Origin of the sequence: Bremerella alba (assembly GCF_013618625.1) — a bacterium.
Classification (GTDB): domain Bacteria; phylum Planctomycetota; class Planctomycetia; order Pirellulales; family Pirellulaceae; genus Bremerella; species Bremerella alba.
The window spans coordinates 610,687-634,377 of sequence record NZ_JABRWO010000002.1 but is presented as its reverse complement, the minus strand read 5'-3'; the positions used below and the strand labels follow the sequence as shown (position 1 = coordinate 634,377).

Annotated in this window: 16 protein-coding genes and 1 tRNA gene; 12 read left to right on the top strand and 5 right to left on the bottom strand. The window is 54.7% G+C overall.

Annotated features, from left to right (window positions below):
• Positions 1–24: 24 nt before the first annotated feature.
• On the bottom strand, positions 25–1,035 hold the full coding sequence (locus tag HOV93_RS05675) for a phosphotransferase enzyme family protein (protein WP_207395490.1): 1,011 nt from the start codon (positions 1,033–1,035) through the stop codon (positions 25–27).
• A gap of 369 nt (positions 1,036–1,404) precedes the next feature.
• Here HOV93_RS05675 and HOV93_RS25650 point away from each other — a divergent pair, with 369 nt between their 5' ends.
• The 3 genes from HOV93_RS25650 to HOV93_RS05660 all read left to right on the top strand — a co-directional run bounded on the left by HOV93_RS25650 (position 1,405) and on the right by HOV93_RS05660 (position 6,026).
• Positions 1,405–4,371: a zinc-dependent metalloprotease gene (locus HOV93_RS25650; protein WP_235989837.1), complete on the top strand. Its 2,967-nt coding sequence runs from the start codon at positions 1,405–1,407 to the stop codon at positions 4,369–4,371.
• A gap of 254 nt (positions 4,372–4,625) precedes the next feature.
• Complete coding sequence (locus tag HOV93_RS05665) at positions 4,626–5,573, top strand: DUF1559 domain-containing protein (protein WP_207395489.1); 948 nt, start codon at positions 4,626–4,628, stop codon at positions 5,571–5,573.
• A gap of 60 nt (positions 5,574–5,633) precedes the next feature.
• Positions 5,634–6,026, top strand: coding sequence for a hypothetical protein (locus HOV93_RS05660; protein ID WP_207395488.1), 393 nt, complete (start codon positions 5,634–5,636; stop codon positions 6,024–6,026).
• 599 nt (positions 6,027–6,625) lie between these two features.
• On the opposite strand, the gene HOV93_RS05655 is transcribed toward HOV93_RS05660, so the two are convergent.
• Positions 6,626–7,195 (bottom strand): DUF1802 family protein, encoded by a 570-nt coding sequence (locus HOV93_RS05655; protein ID WP_207395487.1) that lies wholly within the window; start codon positions 7,193–7,195, stop codon positions 6,626–6,628.
• 173 nt (positions 7,196–7,368) lie between these two features.
• Here HOV93_RS05655 and HOV93_RS05650 point away from each other — a divergent pair, with 173 nt between their 5' ends.
• From HOV93_RS05650 to HOV93_RS05635, 4 genes are all read left to right on the top strand, one after another.
• Entirely contained in the window at positions 7,369–10,653 is a 3,285-nt protein-coding gene (locus HOV93_RS05650; RefSeq protein ID WP_235989835.1) for a PSD1 and planctomycete cytochrome C domain-containing protein, read from the top strand.
• Between the two features lie 42 nt (positions 10,654–10,695).
• Complete coding sequence (locus HOV93_RS05645) at positions 10,696–12,084, top strand: DUF1501 domain-containing protein (protein ID WP_207395485.1); 1,389 nt, start codon at positions 10,696–10,698, stop codon at positions 12,082–12,084.
• A gap of 182 nt (positions 12,085–12,266) precedes the next feature.
• A tRNA-Lys gene (locus HOV93_RS05640) sits at positions 12,267–12,339 on the top strand.
• Positions 12,340–13,223: 884 nt separating this feature from the next.
• Positions 13,224–14,684, top strand: a complete 1,461-nt coding sequence (locus tag HOV93_RS05635; RefSeq protein WP_207395484.1) for a cytochrome-c peroxidase — start codon at positions 13,224–13,226, stop codon at positions 14,682–14,684.
• Positions 14,685–14,759: 75 nt separating this feature from the next.
• Here HOV93_RS05635 and rsmH read toward each other — a convergent pair whose 3' ends face one another.
• Together rsmH and HOV93_RS05625 are read right to left on the bottom strand one after the other, a co-directional pair.
• On the bottom strand, positions 14,760–15,647 hold the full coding sequence (gene rsmH, locus HOV93_RS05630; protein ID WP_207395483.1) for a 16S rRNA (cytosine(1402)-N(4))-methyltransferase RsmH: 888 nt from the start codon (positions 15,645–15,647) through the stop codon (positions 14,760–14,762).
• A 484-nt stretch (positions 15,648–16,131) separates the two neighbouring features.
• Entirely contained in the window at positions 16,132–17,253 is a 1,122-nt protein-coding gene (locus HOV93_RS05625) for a glycosyltransferase (protein ID WP_207395482.1), read from the bottom strand.
• A 128-nt stretch (positions 17,254–17,381) separates the two neighbouring features.
• On the opposite strand from HOV93_RS05625, the gene queA reads away from it, so the two are divergent.
• From queA to HOV93_RS05605, 4 genes are all read left to right on the top strand, one after another.
• A complete protein-coding gene (gene queA / locus HOV93_RS05620) occupies positions 17,382–18,428 on the top strand; it encodes a tRNA preQ1(34) S-adenosylmethionine ribosyltransferase-isomerase QueA (protein ID WP_207395481.1) in 1,047 nt (348 codons plus the stop codon).
• A 258-nt stretch (positions 18,429–18,686) separates the two neighbouring features.
• Entirely contained in the window at positions 18,687–19,307 is a 621-nt protein-coding gene (locus HOV93_RS05615; RefSeq protein ID WP_207395480.1) for a phosphoesterase, read from the top strand.
• Between the two features lie 87 nt (positions 19,308–19,394).
• The gene (locus HOV93_RS05610) at positions 19,395–20,606 is read left to right on the top strand and encodes a cysteine desulfurase family protein (protein ID WP_235989834.1); all 1,212 of its coding nucleotides are present in this window, start codon (positions 19,395–19,397) and stop codon (positions 20,604–20,606) included.
• 165 nt (positions 20,607–20,771) lie between these two features.
• Complete coding sequence (locus HOV93_RS05605; RefSeq protein WP_207395479.1) at positions 20,772–21,104, top strand: HesB/IscA family protein; 333 nt, start codon at positions 20,772–20,774, stop codon at positions 21,102–21,104.
• Between the two features lie 71 nt (positions 21,105–21,175).
• On the opposite strand, the gene HOV93_RS05600 is transcribed toward HOV93_RS05605, so the two are convergent.
• A complete protein-coding gene (locus tag HOV93_RS05600; protein WP_207395478.1) occupies positions 21,176–22,228 on the bottom strand; it encodes a linear amide C-N hydrolase in 1,053 nt (350 codons plus the stop codon).
• 205 nt (positions 22,229–22,433) lie between these two features.
• On the opposite strand from HOV93_RS05600, the gene cbiE reads away from it, so the two are divergent.
• Complete coding sequence (gene cbiE / locus HOV93_RS05595; protein ID WP_207395477.1) at positions 22,434–23,690, top strand: precorrin-6y C5,15-methyltransferase (decarboxylating) subunit CbiE; 1,257 nt, start codon at positions 22,434–22,436, stop codon at positions 23,688–23,690.
• Position 23,691 lies beyond the last annotated feature (1 nt).

The following is a 23,691-nucleotide window of genomic DNA, read 5'->3' as shown; positions in this document are numbered from 1 at the left end:
ACGTCCGTTCGTTTCACGGCAAATCTATTTCAACTGCCAGACCGTGTGCTGGTCTATTTTCGCTAACCGTGCCGTGAGATGAGATAATCGAGAACTGACATGGTTACAGTTTGCGAAACGGCGTTCGTCGATCACGAGCCACTGTACCCAGTTTAACCCAGTCAACAGGACGTTTGCTGCATCGAAGATCATTGCTAACCGCTCTTCCGAAGGGGTAAGTGGCCGAAGCGTGCTAACGGCGTGGAATGCAAAATCCCAGTCGACCTTTCCGTCGGAGGAGACTTCGCTTGCCAAACGAGAGACATCCAAGGCGATATTGTCCCACCGCATCGAGCCCAGATCGAACAGGCCGGTCAGTTGGTCTTCGTGAAAGCGAAAGTTTTCTGGACGTGGATCGGCAATACAATCTTCTAGCTCATAGCGCTCTTGCTTCTGGGACTTCAACAAAGTCTGCAGGCGTGTGTGATACAGAACAAAACTGTCTAGGAATTGCTTGATCGCCGGTTTCCAGTGTGGATGCCCGAAGCTGCGAAGCGAAGGAAATTGATTTTGAGTGTGCCGCAAGCTCCACTTCTGGCAGAGTTGGCTGCGGGTGGTGATTCCGGGCGAAATGGCCGTCTCGCGCGGGGGTGTTTCGCGGTAGGTATGAAACTCTGCAATCGCGTGAAACATGGCCTTCCTATGCGGTGCGGAGTAGGGAACAGACGGCGACAATCCGTCCATCCAGGTCTGAAGTTCCCATAGCCGGTTGTTAGCTTCGACATAGGTCTGCCCTGTAGACGCTGGGAGGTAGCCGGCCAAGGTCGTCATCCCCAAGCGGCGGCGATGATGGGCTGCTTGGTGGGCGGCGAGTAAACGATTGACCGAAAATTCAGGCGGCATAAGCTTCAAGCAGTAACTTGCCTGGTCCGTTTGGACTTTCCATACCTCGCTTCCGCTAAGCCCTCCTTCCCAAGCTATGATGCTGCGAATTTCAGTTGGAGGTAGCTGAAACTCGGAAAGAACCTGGATGGGGTTTGGGGCAAAGTCAGTCATTTTTCGGCGTTTTCGAGCAACTTTCCTGAGCAGTTTACCAGCAAGGTTTATGGATGAATCGGTGACTCTAGACGTTTTTATTGGTATAACCGGCTTTTCTTTCCCAAAATCCCATGCGCAGAATAGAACAAATACGGAAGTCGCTTAAAGTGGGGTATATTTTCCCAGCGATCTAAATGTGCCGCATTGGAACGTTTTCCGAATTTCGTTGTCAAATGTTGCAAGATTTCTCGGTGAGAAACCTCTACCTGAGGGGCGATCGCTGCCGTCGCGGTGAGTAGCAGTCGCTATAGGCAAACAAACGAGAGAACGATATTCCGAAAGCTTATCGAAATCTCCCTCCCTTTTTATAGTACGAGAGTTGTACGCATGAAGGTGTATACATTGTTGCGTTGGTCGACGGCTTGGTGTGTCACGGCGATGTTTGCCATGACGACAGCGGGCCTTGCCATGGCGGACGAGACGAAGACGGACGGGGACAAGGCCAAAGCAGGCATCCCTTCTGAAGTCGCCGCGACGACTGGTGGATCGAGTTCTTCCAGTTCCGGCGGTGGAAGTTCCAGCAGTTCTGGTTCGCCTGCACACGCCGCGATTTTGAAGGACTTCAAGAAACAAGACGGCCTGATTCCCACCTATCACAAAGGGAATCGGATGTTCTTCGAGTTGAACAACTCGCATTACAATGGCGAGTTCATCGTGCTGATCTCGATTGCCCGGGGTGCCGGCGTTGAGCCGCTGTACGGCGGCATGTCGTGGGGCTTCGGCGATGACTGGGTCTGGAGTTTTCGCAAAGTGGACGATCGCGTTCACATCGTTCGCAAGAACGTGCGTTTCAAAGCTCAAGACGGCAAGCCTGAATCACGCGCTGTGAAGCACGCTTACAACGACAGCGTGCTGTTCAGCATTCCGATTGCCACCAAAGGCCCCGGTGGTGGTGACTTGTTGGAAGTGACACCCGTTTTCATGAGCGACCTGCCGATGATCGGCGACGTGTTGCCAGGCTTCGGGTTCTCGGCCAGCAAGTCGATCTTCGGTGAAGTGAAGGGTTTCGAGAAGAACCTGGAACTACAAGTCGAAGCAACTTATCAGTCGAGCGGACGCTCGTCGATCGACTCGGTGCCGGATTCGCGTGGTCTGACGATCGATGTGCATTATTCGATCAGCAAGATCCCCACCGGTGGCTACACGCCGCGCGTTGCCGACGATCGCGTGGGTTACTTCCTGACTGCGGTGAAGAACTACTCGAAGTCGGACGACAACCAGTTCGTGCGATACGTCAATCGCTGGAAATTGGAGAAGGCCGACCCATCGGCTAAGTTGTCGGAGCCTAAAGAACCGATCATCTTCTACATGGAAAACACGATTCCATATAAGTATCGTAAGCCAATTCGCGACGGGATTCTGGAATGGAATAAGGCCTTTGAAAAGGCCGGTTTTATCGATGCGATTCACGTTCGCCAGCAGGAAGACGACGCTGATTGGGATCCGGAAGACGTTCGCTATAACACCTTCCGTTGGATTACCTCCGACGCTGGTTTCGCGATGGGCCCGAGCCGTGTGAATCCTTACACAGGGCAGATCCTCGACGCGGACATCATCTTCGACGCCGACTTCCTTAATTACTGGAAGATGGCCTTCGAGAACTACAATCCGCAAGCGACCGAAGCGCTGATTGGTGGCCCGCTAGACGTTAATAGCCAGGAAGAATTCCTGAAGCGTGTCGGTTCGATCTCGCCACGTCATCAGTGCATGCTCTCTGGCGGAATGTCGCACCAGTTCGCCTATGGTGCTGCGGCTGTTTTGGCCGATGCTGAGAAGGAAAAGGCCGAAAAGAAGAAGAAAAAGAAGAAGAAAAAGAAGAAGAAAAAGAAGAAGAAAAAGGAAGAAGCCAAGTCCGACGAAGAGATGAAGGACGGCGATAAGTCCGAGGATAAGGACAAGAAGAAAGAAGAAGCTTCCGACGACAAGAAGGAAGATAAGAAAGATGCGAAGGACGAGGATTCCAAGGAAGACGAGTCCAAAGAAGAGGAAGAAAAAGAACCTTCGGCCGATGAGATCAAGAAACAGCGCGAAGCGTTGCTTGATCGCATGATCATGGAAGGCCTGAAGGAAGTGGCCATGCATGAGGTGGGTCACACGCTGGGCCTGCGTCATAACTTTGTGGCCAGCAAGTACCTTAGCTTGGAAGAGATTGCCGAACTGGAAGATGGGGAAACGACCGTTTCCAGCGTGATGGACTATGTCCCACCGCACATCGCCCCTCCTGGCGAAAAGCAGGGTCAGTTCTTCCCGCAGTCGGTTGGTGTCTACGATGTTTGGGCCATCGAGTATGGCTACAAGCCATTTAGTGGTGGTACCGACGGTGAGAAAGGTGAACTCAAGAAGGTTGCTTCCAAAAGCACCGAGCCTGGTTTGGCCTTCCTGACCGATGAAGACACGACGAGCATGTCGCCAGATCCGGACTCGAACCGGTTCGACTTCGGCAAAGATCCACTCGAGTTCGCCAAGAACCAATCGGAAGTCGTCAAGGCGGCAATGGATGGTTTAGCCGATCGCGTCGTGGAAGATGGTGACGACTATTCCCGTGTTCGTCAGGCCTTCAACACGCTGCTCAACACCCATGGTCAAGCGATGTACTTCGCATCCCGCTACATCGGCGGTGTGCACGTGAATCGCTCGCACAAGGGACAAAAAGATGCACCAGCACCTTTTGAAGTGGTCGAAGTCGAGAAGCAACGCGAGGCTATGCAGTTGCTTGCCGATCAGGTTTTCAGTGACGAGCCATTCCAGTTCGACGCCGAACTGTACAACAAGTTGGCTCCTTCGCACTGGAATCACTGGGGAACCAGCTTCGATATTCGCGGCGACTACCCGGTCCACGATACGATCTCACGCTGGCAGTCGACAATCCTTTCGCGATTGCTCTCGTCGATCACGCTGGAACGGATGCACGACGCTGAGTTGAAAGTTCCTGCCGATCAAGATGCGTTCTCGACGGCGGAAATGATCGAGAGCCTGACCGGTTCGATCTTCAGCGAAGTCGATTCGCTGGAAGAAGGCGAGTACTCGGTTCGCCAGCCAGCGATCAGCAGTCTTCGTCGCAACTTGCAGCGAGACTACCTGAAGCGTTTGTCAACGTTAGCCATGGGGAACGCTTATGCTCCGGCAGATTGCCAGACGATTGCTTATGCCCAGCTGATCGATCTGCACGAGAAACTGCAGGACCTGCAAGAGAAAGAACTGGAACTCGATTCCTATACGCGTGCCCATATCTTGGAAACGACGCGACGCATCGAAAAGGTTCTCGATGCCGAACTGACGCTCTCGCGTCCCTAAGCATTTCCTGATCTGAAGATATTTAAATCAGAGAAAACGCCGAGGTGAACACCTCGGCGTTTTTTTATGCGTTGAGCCAAGACTCTTACGGTAATTTGTTTCCACCTGAAATAGCGATCGGCTGCAGAGGGGTGCTGTCATTAAATTATATGTTTTGTTAAAAACCTATGGATGTAAATCATTGCCACCTTGTAGAATGCGTGTGAGGAATTCTTTTCCGTTATCTTCTCTTTTCCGCGTTGAAGGATCACACCATGACTCTCAGACGGACGGGCTTCACGCTCGTCGAGCTACTTGTTGTCATTGCGATCATCGGGGTGCTGATTGCGCTTTTACTGCCAGCGGTGCAGCAAGCCCGTGAAGCAGCCCGCCGCATGACATGCTCGAATCACCAAAAACAGTTGGGCTTAGCAATGCACAACTACCACGACACGCACCGGGTGTTTCCGCCTGGGGTGTTCGCAGATGGTTTAAATGACTCGCTCAACACGCCGCCTCATTCGATGTCCTGGATGCCGGTGCTTCTGCCGTTTCTCGAACAGGGACCACTCCACGATCAGCTTCAACCGTACATGCTGACCAGAAACTCGAATGCGTTTCCCAGCGATCTGATGAATACGAAGATCGAAACGTTGATGTGCCCTTCGGATCCTAATCGCGGTCAAACAGGCGAAGTTCACGGGACAGCGGATCCACCGCCAGACTTTAACGACGGTTTTCATGGCAACTATTTGCTGTGTCATGGTAACGAAGAAATCACGACGACCACCGACAACAACGCGACCGGCATGTTCTATTACCTTTCGGACACCGACTTTTCGTCCTGCACTGACGGTACGGCCAACACCGTCATGGCAGCGGAAATCTTGCTGGTGAAATCCAATGTGTCAGGTGCCCGCGACTGGCGAGGGCGTTATTACCGGGCCGATCACTTGAGTAGCATCGTCAGCACGCGTTTACCTCCGAATACGACCGCAGCGGACAAAACACGTATCTGCCAAGGTTCGCCACAGTCGCCATCGTATGCACCGTGTGCCAGTGACACCAACACGCAGGTCCTCTATTCCCGCAGCCAACACCCAGGCGGCGCGATGGTGACCCTGATGGATGCCAGCGTGCAGTTCGTCTCGGAAACGGTCAATACGCAAACCTGGCAAGATCTGGGAACGAAGGCCGGCGGCGAAGTTCCCGGCGAGTATTAATCGCTTGCAGCTCCGCTGTCCGATTGGAATTTGAAAGATTCGTTTCCAGAAAGGAAGACGATGCAATACGCATGCAAATCGATGGCCCTGCTCGTTGTGCTAGGCCTGATGGTTCCCCTTCTCGGCTGTGGCGGCCCGACCGAAATCGTGGTAAAGGGAACGGTAAAGTACGAAGGAGAACCAGTCGAAACAGGCGAAATATTGTTCATTCCGGTCAATGGGGAAGGGCTCGTTGGAGCCGGTCCGATTACCAACGGTGAGTTCTCTATTACCGCCTCGCCAGGCGAAAAGAAAATTGAGATCACCGCCAACAAAGTAAGCGATAAGCCAGCCCCCGACGGCTTGCCTAACTATGTGCCGTACATTCCCAAGAAGTACAATACGGCGTCCACGCTCACCGCGACGGTAGAAGATAAGGCCGAGAATACTTACGAATTTGACCTGAAGAAGTAGACGTAATTCACGAAAACTTCGCTATGAAAACGCCGGACCATTTGTCCTGCGTTTTTTTATGCGCTGTTTGCCCAGCGGCCACTAGCGGCTAATGCAAACGGAGAGACCCCGACACTTTGCTTCCATCTTGAATAGGGTCAATCTAGAAGCCGGATGTCAGCAATGTTGATGTCTTTTCGATGAGCTGGACCACTGGCGTCTTGCTACGCTATCCGAAAGACACTGCCAAGAAAAAGAGAACTCCGCAAATCCACGTGGGACTTGCGGAGCCTCATATCTAGCCTGATCGGATTCTCAGAAGAGGTTCCGATAGGAATGTGGTTGCCTACCGGCAACCCGCCGGTAGCCGTTAGGCAGAGCCACCTCTTCGGCTAATACAGACATATTCCACTGGAACACCTCCTTTCTACTAAAGCTCACCATTTGGTCGGACAGAACGCCGTGTAGAGCCGACCGCAGGTCTTCAGTAATGACGCGCTGCGTTAACGCGTCCCTAGGTAAGTTTCACTTTGAACGATGAAATGTCAAATGGCAAGACCATTTTCAAAAACACCGTTCGCTGCGAACGCCCCTTTAGGACAGGGCACTGAATTGTAGGTTCACGCTTTGAGTGCGGAAAGTAATAAATTCTTGCGGATCTCGAAATCAGCTTCATCGACAATCGGTCGAAGATCGCCAGTCTCTAGCGGCTCGTTCAACTCGACCCAGCTCTTACAGCCCGACATTGCGGCGGTCGGAATGACCGTCGCTGTCTGGCTTGCCTCGTACGCCCGCACGAGTAGCAAGTGGATCCCTGGGGCCCGGTAGTGGTATCGCAGGTGAAGCGCTTCTCGGCTGAGAATTTGCTCGAACAGCGAGACATCCAGCTTGGCTTCCTCTTCCAGGTAGATCGCCTCAGACACTTCGCACACCAAGTTCATAGACACTTCGGGCGACGTGGGGGGCTGCGAGAATTCGGGATGGTCCTCTAACAGCTTCTTGCCCAGGCCATTGAGCTTCGATTGGGCCTCGTGGAAATGGGTGGGATACAGCCAGAAGCGATTCTTGGGCAGTGCAAACTCCCCCTCAGGCTCGGCGATGCCACCCTTGCGGGCTAGGACAATCTGCTGTCCGCGAGCGATCGCTTCGCAGACGACATTCCACTCTTTCAGGGCAAGTTGACAGGACATATCGTCGGATTCACTCGCAAATTGGGTTATCGTATTGAATATAAAATAGCGCAGAAGCTAAAATAGGATCAGAAAATATGGCTATCCAAGGGTCAAATTGCTAAGTTAGAGACTGCTGATCTTGCTTTCCTGCCTCGAACAATCCTGCCCCTGCGGAAATAATGGTACCACTCTTGATACGGTCCTGTTTGGCTGCCTGCGTTTTGATTTCGACGACAACGCTTACCGCTGTCGCTGCGGAACTCGATACGCCGCAATTCGACGCTGCCCAACTCGAATACTTCGAGAAGGATATCCGCCCCATTTTGGCAAAGCGGTGTTACGAGTGCCACGGGCCTGATTCGGAAACACCCGGCGGCGGATTGTTCCTTACGTCGCGCGGAGCCTTGCTTGAAGGTGGCGACAGCGGTCCGTCGTTAGTCGCAGGCAAGCCCGACCAAAGCCTGCTGATCGAAGCGATCCACTACGACGGTATCTATCAGATGCCGCCCAAATCGCGGATGCCAGAAGACGAGATCGCCAAGCTCGAACAGTGGGTTGCCAGTGGTGCCCCTTGGCCGGTAAGCGACGAAAAAAATACACCCCGCAAGGAAGTCTTCGATCTCGAACAACGCAAGGCCGAGCACTGGGCCTGGCAACCGGTTGTGCGGCCGGAGTTGCCGGATGTGCAGAACGACGCGTGGGTGAAGGACCCGGTCGATCGTTTCATTTTGGCCAAGTTGGAAAAGGCTGATCTCGCCCCCAACGGCCCGGCCGAGCCTACCATTCTGATTCGCCGGCTCTATCTCGACTTGATCGGTTTGCCTCCCACGCCGGAAGAGACGCAAGCGTTTCTGGCCGACCCATCGCCCATCGCCATCGAGAAGGTGGTCGACCGTCTGCTGGCTTCTCCCCGCTTTGGTGAACACTGGGGACGACGTTGGCTCGACCTGGTGCGTTATGCCGAATCGCGCGGGCACGAGTTCGACTACGACATTCCCAACGCCCACGAGTACCGCGACTACGTCATCCGAGCCCTGAATCAAGATGTTCCCTACAACGAATTGGTGGTGGAACACGTTGCCGGTGATTTACTGGAGACGCCACGCACTAATCCCGAAACGGGCGACAACGAATCGGTCTTGGGAACCGGCTTCTGGCATCTGGGCGACTGGGTGCACTCGCCGGTCGACATTCGCCAGGACGAAACCGATCGTTTCGACAACATGTTGGACGTGATGAACAAAGCGTTCCTCGGACTAACGGTGACGTGTGCACGCTGCCACGATCATAAGTTCGACGCGATCTCGCAGGCCGACTACTACGCCCAGGCAGGCTTCCTGCAAAGTTCGGCCTATCGCCAGGTTCGTTTTGAATCGGCCCAGCACAACCAGCAGATTGCCGATTCGTTGGAAAAGCTGAACATCGAGTTTCAAACGAAAGCCCAGTCAGCCTATCAAAACGCGATCGATCAAGCGTTCAGCCGCTGGGAAAAGGAACTGCAAACGCCTGAATCGCCTTGGAACCAGGCTATGACAGAAGCGGCCCAAGATGCCAAGCATCCGCTGCACTATTGGGCCCAAGTGCTGGCTGCTGCGGCAGATCAACGCCCCCAAGTGATTGCTCAGGCCCAGCAGTTGGTCCAGCAGCAGCATGCGGCAATTACAGGCTACGATGGCCAACTGATACACGACTATGCCCAGCTGCCTGAGCAAAAGTGGCGCACCGATGGCGTCGTGTTTGGCAGCGGTCCTCAGCCGGCCGGAGCGTTTAGTTGGGACGCCTCGCCTGAAGTGGGAATCAACGGAGTACGCACCGACGAAGCTGCCGTGTACGACGTGCGTTGGGGTGCACTCAAGTTAGAAAAGGGTGTGCAAGACGACTTCGGTAAGATTCGCAACTGGAATCGCGCCGGTCGAACGCTCAAGACCGACACCTTCGCGCTCAGCGATGGCCGCATCCATTACCTGGTCAAGGGAAGCGGCCGGGCGTTTGCGGTCGTCGATTCGCATCGTCTGGTGCAGGGGCCGCTACACAACGTGACGGTCAAAGAGTGGAAGTCCGGCGACGCTACGACAACCCAGTGGATCACCCAGGACCTGCGCGACTATCAAGGGCATGCCGCCCACGTCGAGTTCACACCGATCGACGATCAGCCGCTAGAGATCCTGCAGGTTGCCGAAGGACCGCAGCCACCCTCGGTCATGAACGATCAGGCTCAAGCCGCTCAGGCACTCGGCAGCGACTTGACCGCTGGCGATGCGAACATTCAGCGTTTTCTGGAAACCTTGAAGCGTGCACCTGCTTCGCCGGAGACGGCACCGCTGGCCGACTGGCTTGTGCGGAATTGGGCCCGTCTGATGCCTGACCAGGAGAGTCCCTGGAGCGAGCTCGCCACGGCCTATCACGATCAATCGAAGCAGCTACTGGCCAACGTGAAGTGGCGATCGCGAACGGCTCCTGGCATGTGGGATAACTCGGCGGAAATGGAAGCCCTGTTGATCCGAGGCAATTCACGAACCCCGGCCGATCAGGTCGAGCGGCAATTGCTTACCGCGATAGCCGGACCGGAAAACACTTACGATCAACACGGCAGTGGACGCCTGGAATTGGCCCGTCAGATGATGGATGCCGACAATCCGTTTGCTTCGCGAGTAGCCGTGAACCGAGTTTGGCATCATCTACTGGGACGTGGCATCGTTCGCACGGTCGATAACTTCGGTGTCCTCGGAGAACTGCCTACGCACCCGCAGTTGTTGGACTACCTCGCGGTGCAGTTTGTCGAAGACGGGTGGTCGCTCAAACAAATGATTCGGCGGATCGTACTCTCGCAGATCTACCAGATGTCGTCGCTTCAAGTAGGCTCTGCCGAACAGGCCGACCCGAAGAACGATCTGTTTCATCGAGCCGAAGTTAAACGGCTTTCTGGCGAGGCCATCCGTGACAGCCTGTTGATGGTGAGCGGACAACTCGACGAAACGATGTATGGCCCGAGCGTGCCGGTGCACTTAACCTCCTTCATGCAAGGTCGCGGGCGGCCAGGCAAGAGTGGTCCCATAAACGGGGCAGGGCGGCGAAGCGTGTATCTGGAGGTCCGACGAAACTTTCTTTCGCCGATGATGTTGGCCTTCGATACGCCGCAACCGATCACGACCATCGGCCGCCGCAATCAATCGAACGTGCCGGCTCAATCGCTGATTTTGCTCAACGATCCGATGGTGATCGAGCAATGCGAACATTGGGCCCAACAGGCCATCGCTCAGACGCCGCAGGATACGCAGCTGCGGATTGAACGCATGGTTCAGCAGGCCTTCTCACGAAAGCCCACTGCCCAAGAGCTTGTGCTGGCGAACCAGTTTTTGGAAAGCCATAGGCAGACGTTGTCGATTGATCCTCAGCATGCGGCTTCGTCGGTCGAGTTGTGGCGCGACCTGGCGCATGTGCTGGTGAATGCCAAGCCGTTTATTTTTGTTCGCTAACGGGAGAGTCGCCGCGTGGATTGTTGTCCTCGAAATTCCGAAATGTTAAGCCGCCGCCAATGGCTAGGCCATGCTGCATGTGGCTTTGGCTCGGTAGCGCTCAACTGGATGCTACAGCGCGACGCAGTCGCAGCCGATGGGCTCGGGCTGCTGGGGGCTCCGCACGCCTCGCCTAAGGTCCGCAGTGTCATCTTTTTGTACATGGACGGCGGACCGTCTCAGGTCGATACGTTCGACCCTAAACCGCTGTTGAAGAAGTACGACGGAAAGCCATTTCCTGCGGAAACGGAGCCCACGCAGTTCAATAACCTGGGCGGAACGCTAGCGAGCCCTTGGAAGTTTAAAAAGCACGGTCAAAGCGGAATCGAGGTCAGCGAACTTTTTCCGAACGTCGCCAAGCACGTCGATGACTTGGCGGTTGTTCGCTCGATGACCTCGAATTTCTCGGAGCACACCAACGCTAATTACTTCCTACATACCGGCAGCGGGCTGCAAGGGCGGCCCAGCATGGGTGCATGGACAACCTATGGTCTGGGAAGTGAAAACGACAACTTGCCCGGCTTCGTGGTGCTCAATGGTGGGTTGGTCCCGCCGGGTGGTCTCGATAACTTCAATAGCGGTTTTCTGCCGGCGGCGTATCAGGGATCGATCTTTGCTGCCAACGATCCTCCGGTGGCCAACATTCGCTCAAGAGACAAAAGCCCTGCCGCACAGCGCAGCAAGTTGGATTTGCTCAGTAGGCTCGATCAACTGACGCTCGACCAGGTAGGCAAGAACGATCAGATGGAATCGGCGATCGCAAATTATGAACTCGCCTATCGCATGCAATCGGCCGTGCCTGACCTGATGGACCTCGCCGACGAGACTCCGCAGACGCTGGAAGAATATGGTTTGAACCATTCATTCGAGCATACGCAGACCTTTGGTCGGTTGTGCCTGCTTTCTCGGCGATTGGTCGAACGCGGGGTTCGCTTCATCGAGTTGACGGTCCCCAACGTCGGCAACGACCGTTGGGATCAACATAACAATCTAAAGGGCGGTCATGAGAAAAATAGCCTAGCCGTCGACCAACCCATCGCCGCGCTACTGGCCGATCTGAAACAAAGGGGGATGCTCGACTCGACGCTGGTCGTATGGGGCGGCGAGTTCGGCCGAACCCCGTTCGCCCAAGGCAAAAATGGCCGCGATCATAATCCGTTCGGTTTCACCATGTGGATGGCCGGGGGTGGCGTCCAAGGAGGCACCGTCTACGGCAGCACCGACGAGTTCGGTTACAAGGTGGTCGAGAATCGCGTCGAAATTCACGATCTACACGCCACTATCTTGCATCTGCTGGGGGTCGACCACCGTCGTCTAACGTTCCGCTTTAGTGGCCGAGACATGCGTCTGACCGACGTCCACGGCCACGTACTGCACGATATCCTGGCCTAGTCACGCCGAAGAATTCCACCCCTAAAGGTGAACATTTCTTCGTCCGTGCGGTCTACTGGATAAGATTGAAGGAAGTTAATTTCGTAGCAAGACCTCAGCCTGACACCAGTTACGACGATATCGCTGTGAACCGCCCCTTGACAATTTAAGCCATCCGGCGGAAACTGGTCCCCTTCCCAACCGAGACTGTAGCTCAGTCGGTAGAGCAACGGACTTTTAATCCGTAGGTCCTGGGTTCGAGCCCCAGCGGTCTCACTTGTATAGCCACTTCGCCCTGTGCGAAGTGGCTTTTTTTGTTTCTTGACCCGATCGTGCGCGTTTCTATATGACTGGTTTAAAGTAGTGGCGTAAATACCCCCTATTGTTGGAGGATTTCTTATCAAAGATCGTTGACTTGATCGGAAAACGGGGTAAAACGTAAAGCGTGTTCAATGTCAAACTTTGACGAATACGCAGTTTGTATAGACCTGTTGAGGGCAGCGCGGGCTTCCTCTGTAAGTCGAGTCTACGCCAATTGGGTGGCGTGGTGTGTTTTTGTGCGATTCCATGAATCAACCTTACACAATCGCTTTTGGGGGAGTTAGCAGGTCCACGAAACCTCTTGTAATTACAGCGTCGCTCGCATTTAAAGTTGCGAGGTCTTAAAGACGTTGTGATATGTTCTTTGCGAATTGCGTTAGGGTCAGGGGGCCAACGCATGCTCGGCTGCCTAATTAGGGCGACTTTTTTTTGATTCCTCAGCAATGCATTAAGCGCGACTGATTGAATCGACGCAGAGCAGAACACCAACCTTTTGAATCCAAAGTGTGTCCATCAGTGGACGCGCATAAAAATGGCCAGTAAGTCCCAGCGCCAACCGGAAGGCTTACTGACCGATGCATCGAAGAGCGCTATTGGTATGCGCTCTCATGACACTAGCACGCAATTGTAGCGCAGGGGCATGGATAGTAAAGGTCGGAATGTAGTATTCGATCTTGCGGAAGCGATGTTATCGGCATCGCTTCTCTGGCCCCTTCGTGTGGCTGTCGTGCTTCGTTCTCTAAAAAGGCCCAACGCCAGGCCACCCCCGGATTCTCCTTCGCCATTGCTAACTTTTGCTGGACTGAGAATCTAAATGACAGACTTCGGGGGAGTTTGAAGTGAATACATATCTGCGACGCGTATCTTTTTTTAGTTTGATGCTTATCTTGGCCGGCGGCCAAACCTGTATGGCCCAAGGGCTACTCTCGTTTGGGTTTCCGCTCGCCCCACAACAAGACAACCTAGAGCCGATCGAACAGTTGGGGCGATCGCTCTATAACGACACCAATCTTTCGGTACCGGCAGGGCAAGGGTGTGTCTCTTGCCATGCACCAGACACTGGGTTTACGAGTCCTAATCTCTTTGTGAACTTACTTTGGGGGCCGCACTTCGGAGCCATACCTAGCCGCTTCGGATCGCGGAAGCCACCTTCTGCCGCCTATGCAGGCGATTCCGGTGACCTGCGTTTTATTGGTCCTGATCCTTTCGGAGTCGACTGGGAAGGGGGCATGTTTTGGGATGGGCGTGCAGCGGGGTTGCATGCGATGTTCGCCGAGGCGGACAGCAGTCCAGAGTACGATCCGCTGGCCGAACAGGCTCTGGGACCTTTCTTGAATCCTTTGGAGCACAACGTCCCTAACAAAAAGGCCGTCATTCGAAAAGTGTTTTTCTCGCGTTATCGACAACAGTTCCTCAATGTCTGGGGCCCTGGTTCGCTTGATTTCCAAGACGAAGAAGTGGTTGAGCAAGCCTACGATCGAATCGGCAAAGCGATTGCCGCTTTTGAGCGTTCGAGCGAGGTCAATCCATTCAGTTCCAAGTTCGATCTTTGGTTGGCCGGTGAAGCAGAATTTACTGAGCAAGAAAAGTTTGGCTTGTGGCTGTTTGAAACTCCATTCGGAGCACCCTCACTGTTGAGCGATGAAGATCAGGAAAAGTTCGAAGAGATTGCCGAACATGGCAAGGGGCGTTGTGGGGTTTGTCATCCTAGTTCTCCGCGGGAAGTCGACGGCGAAACGTTGCCTCCGCTGTTTACCGACTTTGCCTACCACAATATCGGCATTCCCAAGAATCCTGACAATCCGTTCTACTTCATGCCACGACGCTTCAATCCCGACCGTCGTAACTTCGTCGATCGCGGCTTGGCTGCCACGTTGGAAAACTTCTTCTTGTCGCAGCAGTCAACTCCCGTCGAAGAAACGCCGCTAAAGGTCTTGAACAAGGAGCTTACCCAGCAGGACGTTGATGACGCAGAAGGACGTCACAAGACGCCCACCTTGCGAAATGTCAACATGCGGCCTTTTACTGGATTTGTCAAAGCCTATGGGCATAACGGCGTGTTCAAATCGATGGAAGAGATCGTCCACTTTTACAACACCCGAGATGTACCTGGCGAATGGGATGAGCCTGAGGTGCCGGTCAATCTTACCGCTGGAATCGTGGGTGATCTGGGGCTGACCGAAGAAGAAGAGCTCGCGATTGTCGCCTTCTTGGCGACGCTGGATGATGGCTACGAGCCTCCGGCAAACGACTTCCCCTTCCCGCTACCGTTTCCATTTCCCTTCCCGTTTCCATTCTGATAATGGACGTACTTGGGAATTAACGGTTAGATAAATAAGAGATGCCCCGTGTCGAGCGGGGCATCTCTTATTATTTTAAACCCGTTCCGCGACCCGCATTTTCGCGGTGCGGCTTCTTGGGTTCTGGGCAATCTCTTCGTCGCTGGCCGTCACGGGCTTTTTGGTCAGACGGTTCAGACGCGGGTCTTCCAGAAAAGCTTGTTTCACCGGGCGATCTTCCAAAGAGTGGAAGCTGATGATGGCCAAACGGCCGCCCGGTTTCAGACGATCTGGCAGGGTTTCCAGGGCTGTTTCCAGCGACGATAGTTCGCGGTTCACAGCGATTCGCAGAGCCTGGAAGGTGCGTGTGGCAGGGTGAATTCTTCCCCGGCCACTTCCACCAATCGGCGGATAACAACTGATAACGACGTCGGCCAGTTGCTTCGAGGTCTCGAAGGGGGTTTCTTTGCGAATGTGGCAGATTTTTTTAGAGATCCGCCGGCTCAAGCGTTCTTCGCCGTTTTGATAGATCAAATCGGCCAGGTCTTTCTCTTTCAGATGATTGACCAGGTCGGCCGCGGTCTTTTTGTCGCGCAGGTCGAATCGCAAGTCGAGCGGGCCGTCAGACTCGAAGCTGAACCCGCGATCGTCATCGACCAGTTGATCGCTCGATAAACCAAGGTCGAGTAAAATGCCATCTACTTGGTCGATTTCGAGTGAATCGAGGATCTTCGGGATCTCGACGAAGTTAGCGTGAGCGATCTTTACGGGAAGCCCGGCCAGGGTCTCTTCGGCCCGCTGGAGGGCAATCACGTCGCGGTCAACCGAAACGACGAATCCTTCGTCCCCCAGTTTTTCGGCCATCATGCGTGTGTGCCCGCCACCACCGAGGGTGCCATCGACAAGGATTTTACCGGGCTGGGGATCGAGCCACTGCAGGACTTCTGCCGGCAGAACTGGGATGTGAACGGTAGGAGCGGCCATAGGATCAGTAGAGAGAATTCGGGCAAAACGTCCAGCTTACCGGAGCAATCCGCCGCAGGGCAGGGCGGGAGAGAAAAAATCCGTCGTGGCGCATCCGTGCCCCAAATCGACGGATCTTGTGAAGTCGCCGCTGCACTAGCGACTTCACAGGGCTTGCCCGACCCGGCTTCAATCTTTGATTCCGTGACGATAAACATTCCCCCGATAGTGGCCTAATCGGGATGGCATCGTCGCGTCGAGCAAGCTTCGGACGTAAGAAAATATTCGTTAGTTGGTTGTTAGTTATTCAGCAAAACATCAAAAATCGATGTCACCTGATGAGCATGTGCTTGAGGATATTCGGTGGGCATTTTTCGTCAATCCAGAAACCCACGTTAAAATGTCGCTAGCAGATATCGCTAGCGTGGCTAACGATCGACCACCTCCTGAGTTGCGAGCTTTCCCCCATTCAGAAAAAGTTTTGCAGCTTATGTAATCGGTGCTGCTAGCGTTGTGGGGGCCGATTGGAAAGTACGTAGTCCAGCATGGTTTCGTAAGACTGCAACATTTGGCGAAGCGAAAAGTGAGCTTCGATCTGATTGCGGTTGGCTTGGCCCAGTTGCTGGCGCAGTGCCGGGTTTGCTATCAGCTTTTCGAGAATTGACTGTCCGCTTAGCAGTTGCTTTTTGCTAGCAATCTGAGCGGCCAATTCACCGGGCAGTAGCTCAGGTATGCCTTCGACGTTGGTAGAGACCACGGCCAGACCATGAGCCATCGCTTCGATCAGTGCGTTGGGCATGCCTTCCCAGCGAGAGGTGAGCAGGAAGATCTCGGCGTCGCGCAGCCACGAAGAGACGTCAGGCTGCCAGCCGACCATTTGCATCCTTTCGGTCGTGTCATAGCGGAGTGCGGCCTCGGCGATCTTCTTTCGTTCGGGGCCATCACCTACGATCACGAGTTCCCATTTGTCTTGGCCGACGGTAACGTTTGAGACCGCTTGCAGCATGGTTTCGTAGTCTTTCTGCGGATCTAGCCGACCTACGGCGATGATTCGATGCTTACGATCGACCGGCTCGGCATAGGTGGTCGGTACGATTGAGTCGACATCGATGCCGTTGGGAATGACCTGCAACTTGGCTTCAGCAATGCCAAGTGTCTCAGCAGCAAACCGCCGTACACCAGCGCTGACGCACAGTACGCGATCGGCACCCTTGGCGGCCCACGCCTGAAGCGATCTTCGCCAGCCCCCTTGTTCGATGACTCGAAGTGATTGCAGCCGAACCACGTTCTCCCCACGTGTCGCCATCGCGGCGATGATATTGGCGTGGAATAGAAAGCTCCAAACGACGTCCGGCTGGGTCTCGCGGATGATGCGTTTCAGCTGGCTGGTGGCGGAAAGAAACTGCCACTTGGTGCGGCAACCTAAAAATGTGAACGGTATCTGGGCGTCCTGAAGCTGGCGAATAAGTGCATCTTTGGGGGGCTCCGGAGACGGTGCCAAGGCGACGACTTGCACCGCGTACTTCGCCTGGTCGAGGCCGCACGCCAGATTAGCAACACATCGTTCGGCACCGCCCAGGCCCAGTTCGGTGGTGACAATCAAGATGCGCTTCAGGGGTTCAGGCATGGTGTTGGTAGCCAATGGCAGAAGGTGCGGGCCTAGTCGAGTTTGCCGCTGACGGCGTATACTCAACCATGGACGACACAACGGACGGACGTCGACCAGCAGTTTCTCACTGATGTTTTGCGAGTTCTATGACCAATATCGACCAGTACGACTACCATCTTCCTTCCGATTTGATCGCGCAGCAACCTTTGGAGAAAAGGTCCGACGCGCGGCTTCTGGTCGTCAACCGACAGACACAGGAAATCTTGCATCAGCACGTGCGGGACTTGCCGGAATTCCTGAAGTCAGGCGACTGCCTGGTGTTGAATAACACCAAAGTGGTACCAGCCCGCTTAATGGGCCGGCGAGCCACCACCGGCGGCCGCTGGCAGGGGCTGTTTATCGAAACCGATCCTCAAGGTAACTGGCTGGTCCTGGCGAAAACACGCGGCAAGATCCAGCCGGGCGAAAAGGTCATTCTCGAGAACCGCGAAGCACGCGAAGATACCGAGTTGGAACTGCTTGCTAATCTAGGTGGCGGGCAGTGGGCCGTAAAGCCGCTTTCCGGTGAGTCGCCGTTCGATGTGCTCGAACGCGTCGGCCGCGTTCCGCTGCCGCACTATATTCGCGGCGGCGAGATGATGCCGGAGGATTGGAAAGACTACCAAACCGTATTCGCCGAAAACCCAGGGGCCGTAGCGGCCCCCACCGCAGGGCTCCATTTCACGCACGAACTGCTCAACAAGGTCCGCGCCCAAGGGGTCGACCGGCAATTTGTCACGCTGCATGTCGGCATGGGGACATTTCGTCCGATCGGTGTCGAGGACATCGACCAGCATGAAATGCATTTCGAGTATGGCGAAATCAATCAAGCGACCGTCGACCGTTTAGGCGAAATTAAAGCCAATGGTGGCCGGGTGATTTCCGTGGGAACGACGGCCACGCGGGTACTGGAAACGGCAGCCGCAAGTGGCAAGCTTGAACCATGGACAGGCAAAACCAATCTGTTCATTCGCCCCCCTTACCAGTTCAAAGCCGTTGACGCTTTGCTGACGAACTTCCACGTGCCTAAATCAACGCTTTTGATTCTGGTACGGACCTTCGGCGGAGACGAGCTCCTGCGTAGGGCATACAAGGAAGCGATCAACGAAGAGTACCGCTTTTACAGCTATGGGGATGCCATGCTGATCCTTTAGGGCGAGGGCGTAGTGGTGCGGATCCTCGCGTTATCAGGCTTTTCTCAGAAATCGGATGATTTCGCGGGGAATTATCGTGTATAACGGCTCTTACGAGCTGAAACTGAGAAAGCAAATCATTTCGTGACGAGCGAAATCAATCCTTTCCCTGCATCGCGAGACAAACGCGAAGGGGGGAGTCGATAGCATGATAGCAATTGGGTACGATAGCCCCGTAAAACGTCCCAAGGTAAGCCCCCACAAGGAAGGGAAAGTTAGATGAGCATAGCGGAAGTCGAACAGGTCTTAGTGGTTCCCACCGAGAAGTTCCACGAGATCGGGCAATTTCAGGGGTTTCACGACGATGTCGAGACCTATTTGAATCAACTGCTGACACCCGAGCAGATGAGCTTCCGCCCTCGCGACATCATGGAAAAGTCGCCCGAGTTCAAGCAGCTTATCCCCTACGTTATTTTTGAATACAAAGACGACCAAGGGACCAAGCACGTCTTTCAGTACGTCCGCGGCAAGGGGCAAGGCGAATCTCGCTTGCATAGCAAACGCAGTGTCGGCATTGGCGGGCATGTTTCGTCGGAAGATGCTCCCAGCGATGCCGAAGACCCGTTTCAGGCAGGCATGCGACGCGAACTGGAGGAAGAAGTCACTTTCAACGCTCCGCACAAAATGGTCTGTGCCGGCCTGATTAACGACGACGAATCGGAAGTCGGTCGCGTTCACTTGGGGGTGGTTTATCTGTGCAAGATTGAACGCCCGGAAGTGATTCCCAACGAAGAAGACATTCTGGATGCCGGTTTCCGCCCGGTGGGAGATCTGCTGGCCAAGCTCGAAGAGTTCGAGACCTGGTCGAGCATGTGCCTGAAGGCGATCTACGGCAACTAGCGGTTGATCTGAGCTGAATGACCGGCGTGCCCCTTGCGGGGTGCGCGAGAGGTTTTCTGCCCACGCAATCGAGTACAATGGTGGCCGTTGACGATCCGGTTCACCATTTTGGCTGCGACAGTGCCCATCTACTTCGATAATCACGCTACCACCCAGGTCGATCCTCGTGTCGTCGAGGCGATGCTGCCGACCTTTACCCAGGCGTACGGCAACCCGTCCAGCGTAGGACATCTCTTCGGAGAAGAGTCCAAGCGGTTGGTCGAATCGTCGCAGCAGTCGATTGCCACGGCGATTGGGGCCTCGGCCACGGAAATTGTCTTTACCAGTGGGGCGACGGAAAGCAATAATTTGGCCCTTAGCGGCGTGCTCTCGCAGCGTCGTCGCCGCGGGAACCACGTGGTGACCGTCACGACCGAGCATAAAGCAGTGCTCGATCCGCTCGAGCAGAGGGAACAACAAGGCTTCGAGATCACACGGCTATCGCCCCGCCAAGCCGGCGATGATCTGGCCGGCATGCTAGACGCCGATCAGCTTCGCCAGGCAATCCGGTCAGATACAGCGCTCGTTTCCGTAATGTTCGCTAACAACGAAATCGGCGTGATCCATCCGATCGCCGAGATCGGCCAGATATGCAAAGAGCAGGGCGTGCTCTTACACTGCGATGCAACTCAGGCCGTGGGGAAGATTCCCGTCGACGTCGAGCGGCTAGGTGTCGATCTGATGAGTTTTTCAGCCCACAAAATGTACGGGCCCAAGGGTATCGGTGGGCTGTTTGTACGGAAAAGCGGCCCGCGGGTTCGTCTTCAGCCGGCGATCTTCGGCGGGGGACAGCAACGAGGAATGCGTAGCGGCACGCTCAACGTGCCGGGCATCGTCGGCCTGGCAGAAGCGGTCCGTTTGAGTTTGGCCGAAATGAACGAAGAGTCGCAGCGATTGGCCCAGTTGCGAGATCAGCTGTGGTTAGGGCTTAACGAGCGAATCACCGGGCTGCAACTCAATGGGCCCCAGCTTGAGGCGGCAGAAGCCCGGTTGGCGGGTAATTTGAACTTCGCGGTTGATCGAGTCGATGGCGAGGCGTTGATGATGAATGTCCGCGAGATCGCCGTTTCCAGCGGTTCGGCATGTACTTCGGCCAATCCACAGACCAGCCACGTGCTGCAGGCAATTGGGCTTTCCGAGGACCTAACGCGAAGCAGCCTGCGATTTGGGATTGGGCGGTTCAACACGACCGAAGAAGTTGATTTTGCCGTTGACGTCGTGGCGACTGCCGTGGATAAACTGCGTAAGTTGATTGCCTAAAGAGGGAATTCGGGTGCCGGTACCCTCGATTTTTTAGGTAGAATCGGTAATAATAGGGCGTTGGGGTTTCCCCAAAAAAATTTGCACCCTTTCCCCGTCTCGGGGCATCGATAATAATAAACACATACAAGTTTGCGTTAATTTAACGTCTGGAGTGAGTATAACATGGCAGTCGTCATCACCGAAAAAGCGGCCGGCGAAGTCAAGCGGATCCTGGAAGACCAGAAGTACGAAGATGGTACCAAGCTGCGTATCGGTATCACCGCCGGTGGTTGCAGTGGCTTCTCGTACAGCCTGACGCTGGAAAACGAATTCAACGAAGAGAAGGATTCCAAGTACGACTTTCACGGTGTGGAAGTTGTTGTCGATAAGAAGCACGCGTTGTACCTCGATGGTACCACGGTCGACTTCTACGACGGCATCGATCGACGCGGTTTCGCGTTCAACAACCCGAACGCCACACGAAGCTGCGGTTGCGGTTCGTCGTTCCAGGCTTAAGCTGCAATCCAAGCAGCCCGAACATCGGAAAACGCCCTGGCAAATGCAAGGGCGTTTTCTCATGCGCCGAACTAAAACGGCGCGGCTTCGATCTTCTGGAATTTCTGGCTGACGTTGCCAGACAGTTCCAACGTATTGTGATACGGATCCAACTGCAGGACCGGTGCGCCGGACGAAAGGTCGAGCTGTTTAAGGTCGACCCAAATAACGCTCGGGCTGGTCGTCAGTTCAAAGAAGTACCGCAGGTTGGTCAGGTCCATGGCCGTTCGGTACTCGGTGTTGTAGACGCCAAAGCTCTTGTACGGCGCGCCAAAAGGTACCGAAGCATTCCGAGCGATTGCCAACACGCCGGCAATCGCCTGCTGTTGCGATTCGGGCTTGGGAAGCAAGTTCACATAATAGCTGGCCCGTTGAAAGCGATCTCGCGGGTTGACGTTACCTGGTAGCGGCAGGTCACTGCTCGGATTGGAAAAGTCGACGGCCTTGAGTAGTTTCAATTGCTCGTCGTAAGCAGGGTCATTAGTCATAACCTTGTACTGCTTGCCATGGTGCACAACCGGCTTTCCGTCGATGTATTCGATAATGGCCGAATCGCCGCTGGCATCTTCCAAAGCCAGGTGAAGCGATGCCGTTCGGCCCCGTGCCTCGACCATGACGACCTGAATTTTCTCGTTCAGTTCCAGTGCTTCCTGCACGCTGCTGGCGTTGTCCAAGATGTATTGAGCCCACAATCCAGCATGTACGCCTGCCTTTTTGGGGTCTCGCTCGCCGTAGTTCGTGGCGGTTAAGTACAACGCATGAACGCCGAGTCCCTTTTCGTTCATTCCATCGACAGTACCAATGCCATAGACGGTGGTGATCAGGCTACCGTATTTCGAGGTCCACTTGGCCGGATTCTCAGGAATAACCTCGTGCCCGACCAAATTGCCGCCGTCGCGTTGAATTCCACGAGGAAAGACCAAAAGCGTGGGCTCGGTCGATTCAGGCCAATCCATCGTGCGAGCGGAAACAACAGCCAGATCATTGTCGTTCCACAAAACGCGCGTACAGGCCATCGCAGCCGGTGCTGTCGCTAAGGTCAAAAGGATCGTGGTGATCCAGAAATTTACCGATTCAATCGACATGCCCAATTCCTATCTAAGAGTTGCCCTGGGAAACAATCGAATTCTAGCTCATCAAACCGCAGTTTGCTGAATCATGAGGAGGATCACCACTTCCAGGTGGTTTAGGATTTGGGGGACTGGGCGGGTGAACTTTCCAGGGACCGTCGCATCTCGTAAAATTGACCTAAGTCTTTTCTACTTCTGACGCTTGGAATTGGAACAATCGGTGAGTAAAACTCCCAGAATAGTTATCGTAGGTATTGGCGACGATGGTCTCGACGGGCTGACCAGCCAATCGACGAGGATCCTCGGCGATGCCCAGGTCATCATCGGAAATCCGCAGGTCCTGGTCCATGTCGAGAAAGTCACTGCTGAAAAGGTGCCCGTCGGCGGCGACCTGAACGAAATCGTGGAGGCGTTGGAAAAGCACGATGACCAAGATGTCGTCCTGCTGACCAGCGGCGATCCCCTTTTCTATGGAGTGTCGCGGTACTTGTGCGATAAGCTCGGCAAAGACCTCTTTCATGTCATTCCGCATGTCAGCAGTATGCAGCTGGCTTTTGCGCGGATCAAAGAAAGCTGGGACGATGCCCACTTGGCCAATCTGGCCAACCAACCGTTGGAATCGGTGGTGGCTGCCGCCCGGATTTCCGAAGCGATCGGGCTGTTCACTACCGAAGAGATCCCACCACGGGAAGTCGCCAAGACGCTGCTGGGGCACGATCTCGACTACTTCCATGCCTACGTCTGCGAGAACCTCGGTTCGCCGAACGAGTGCGTCACCCAAGGCGACTTGAAGGAAATCAGCGAGCAAAGCTTTGGCCCGCTCAATGTGATGATCCTGGTACGCAAGCCAGACGTGCCCGATCGGCCGATGTCGCTGGTGGGCAAACGCAAGTTCGGCAACCCGGACGATGTCTTCCGTCAGGCCAAGCCCAAACGGGGCCTGCTCACGCCGATGGAAGTTCGCTGCATTGCGTTATCGCTGTTAGACCTAGGCGACTCGAGTGTCGTTTGGGATGTCGGTGCGGGTAGCGGTAGTGTTTCGATCGAAGCAGGCATGATCGCTGAAAAGGGTTCGATTTACGCGATTGAAATGGATGCTGAAGACCACGGCCTAATTCGCGCCAACATCGAGGCCTTCGGCGTGAAGAACGTGCATGCCGTGCTTGGTAAAGCCCCCGAGGCCTGGGCCGACTTGCCGGACCCTGATTGTGTCTTTATCGGCGGCACCGGTCGCCAGGTTCGCGGTATCTGCGAACAGGCAATGACCAGAATTAAGCCCGGTGGCCGAATTGTGTGCAACCTGAGTAGTATCGAAAACCTGGCCGAAATGCACCAGCTGTTCGACAGCGAAATGGAATCGGCCAAAGTCACGATGGTGAACATCTCGCACTCCACGTATCAGTTGGAACGCCACCGCTTTGAAGCTTCGAATCCAACCTTTTTGGTTAGCGCCAAGAAGCCACTCAAGAAGAGCTAAC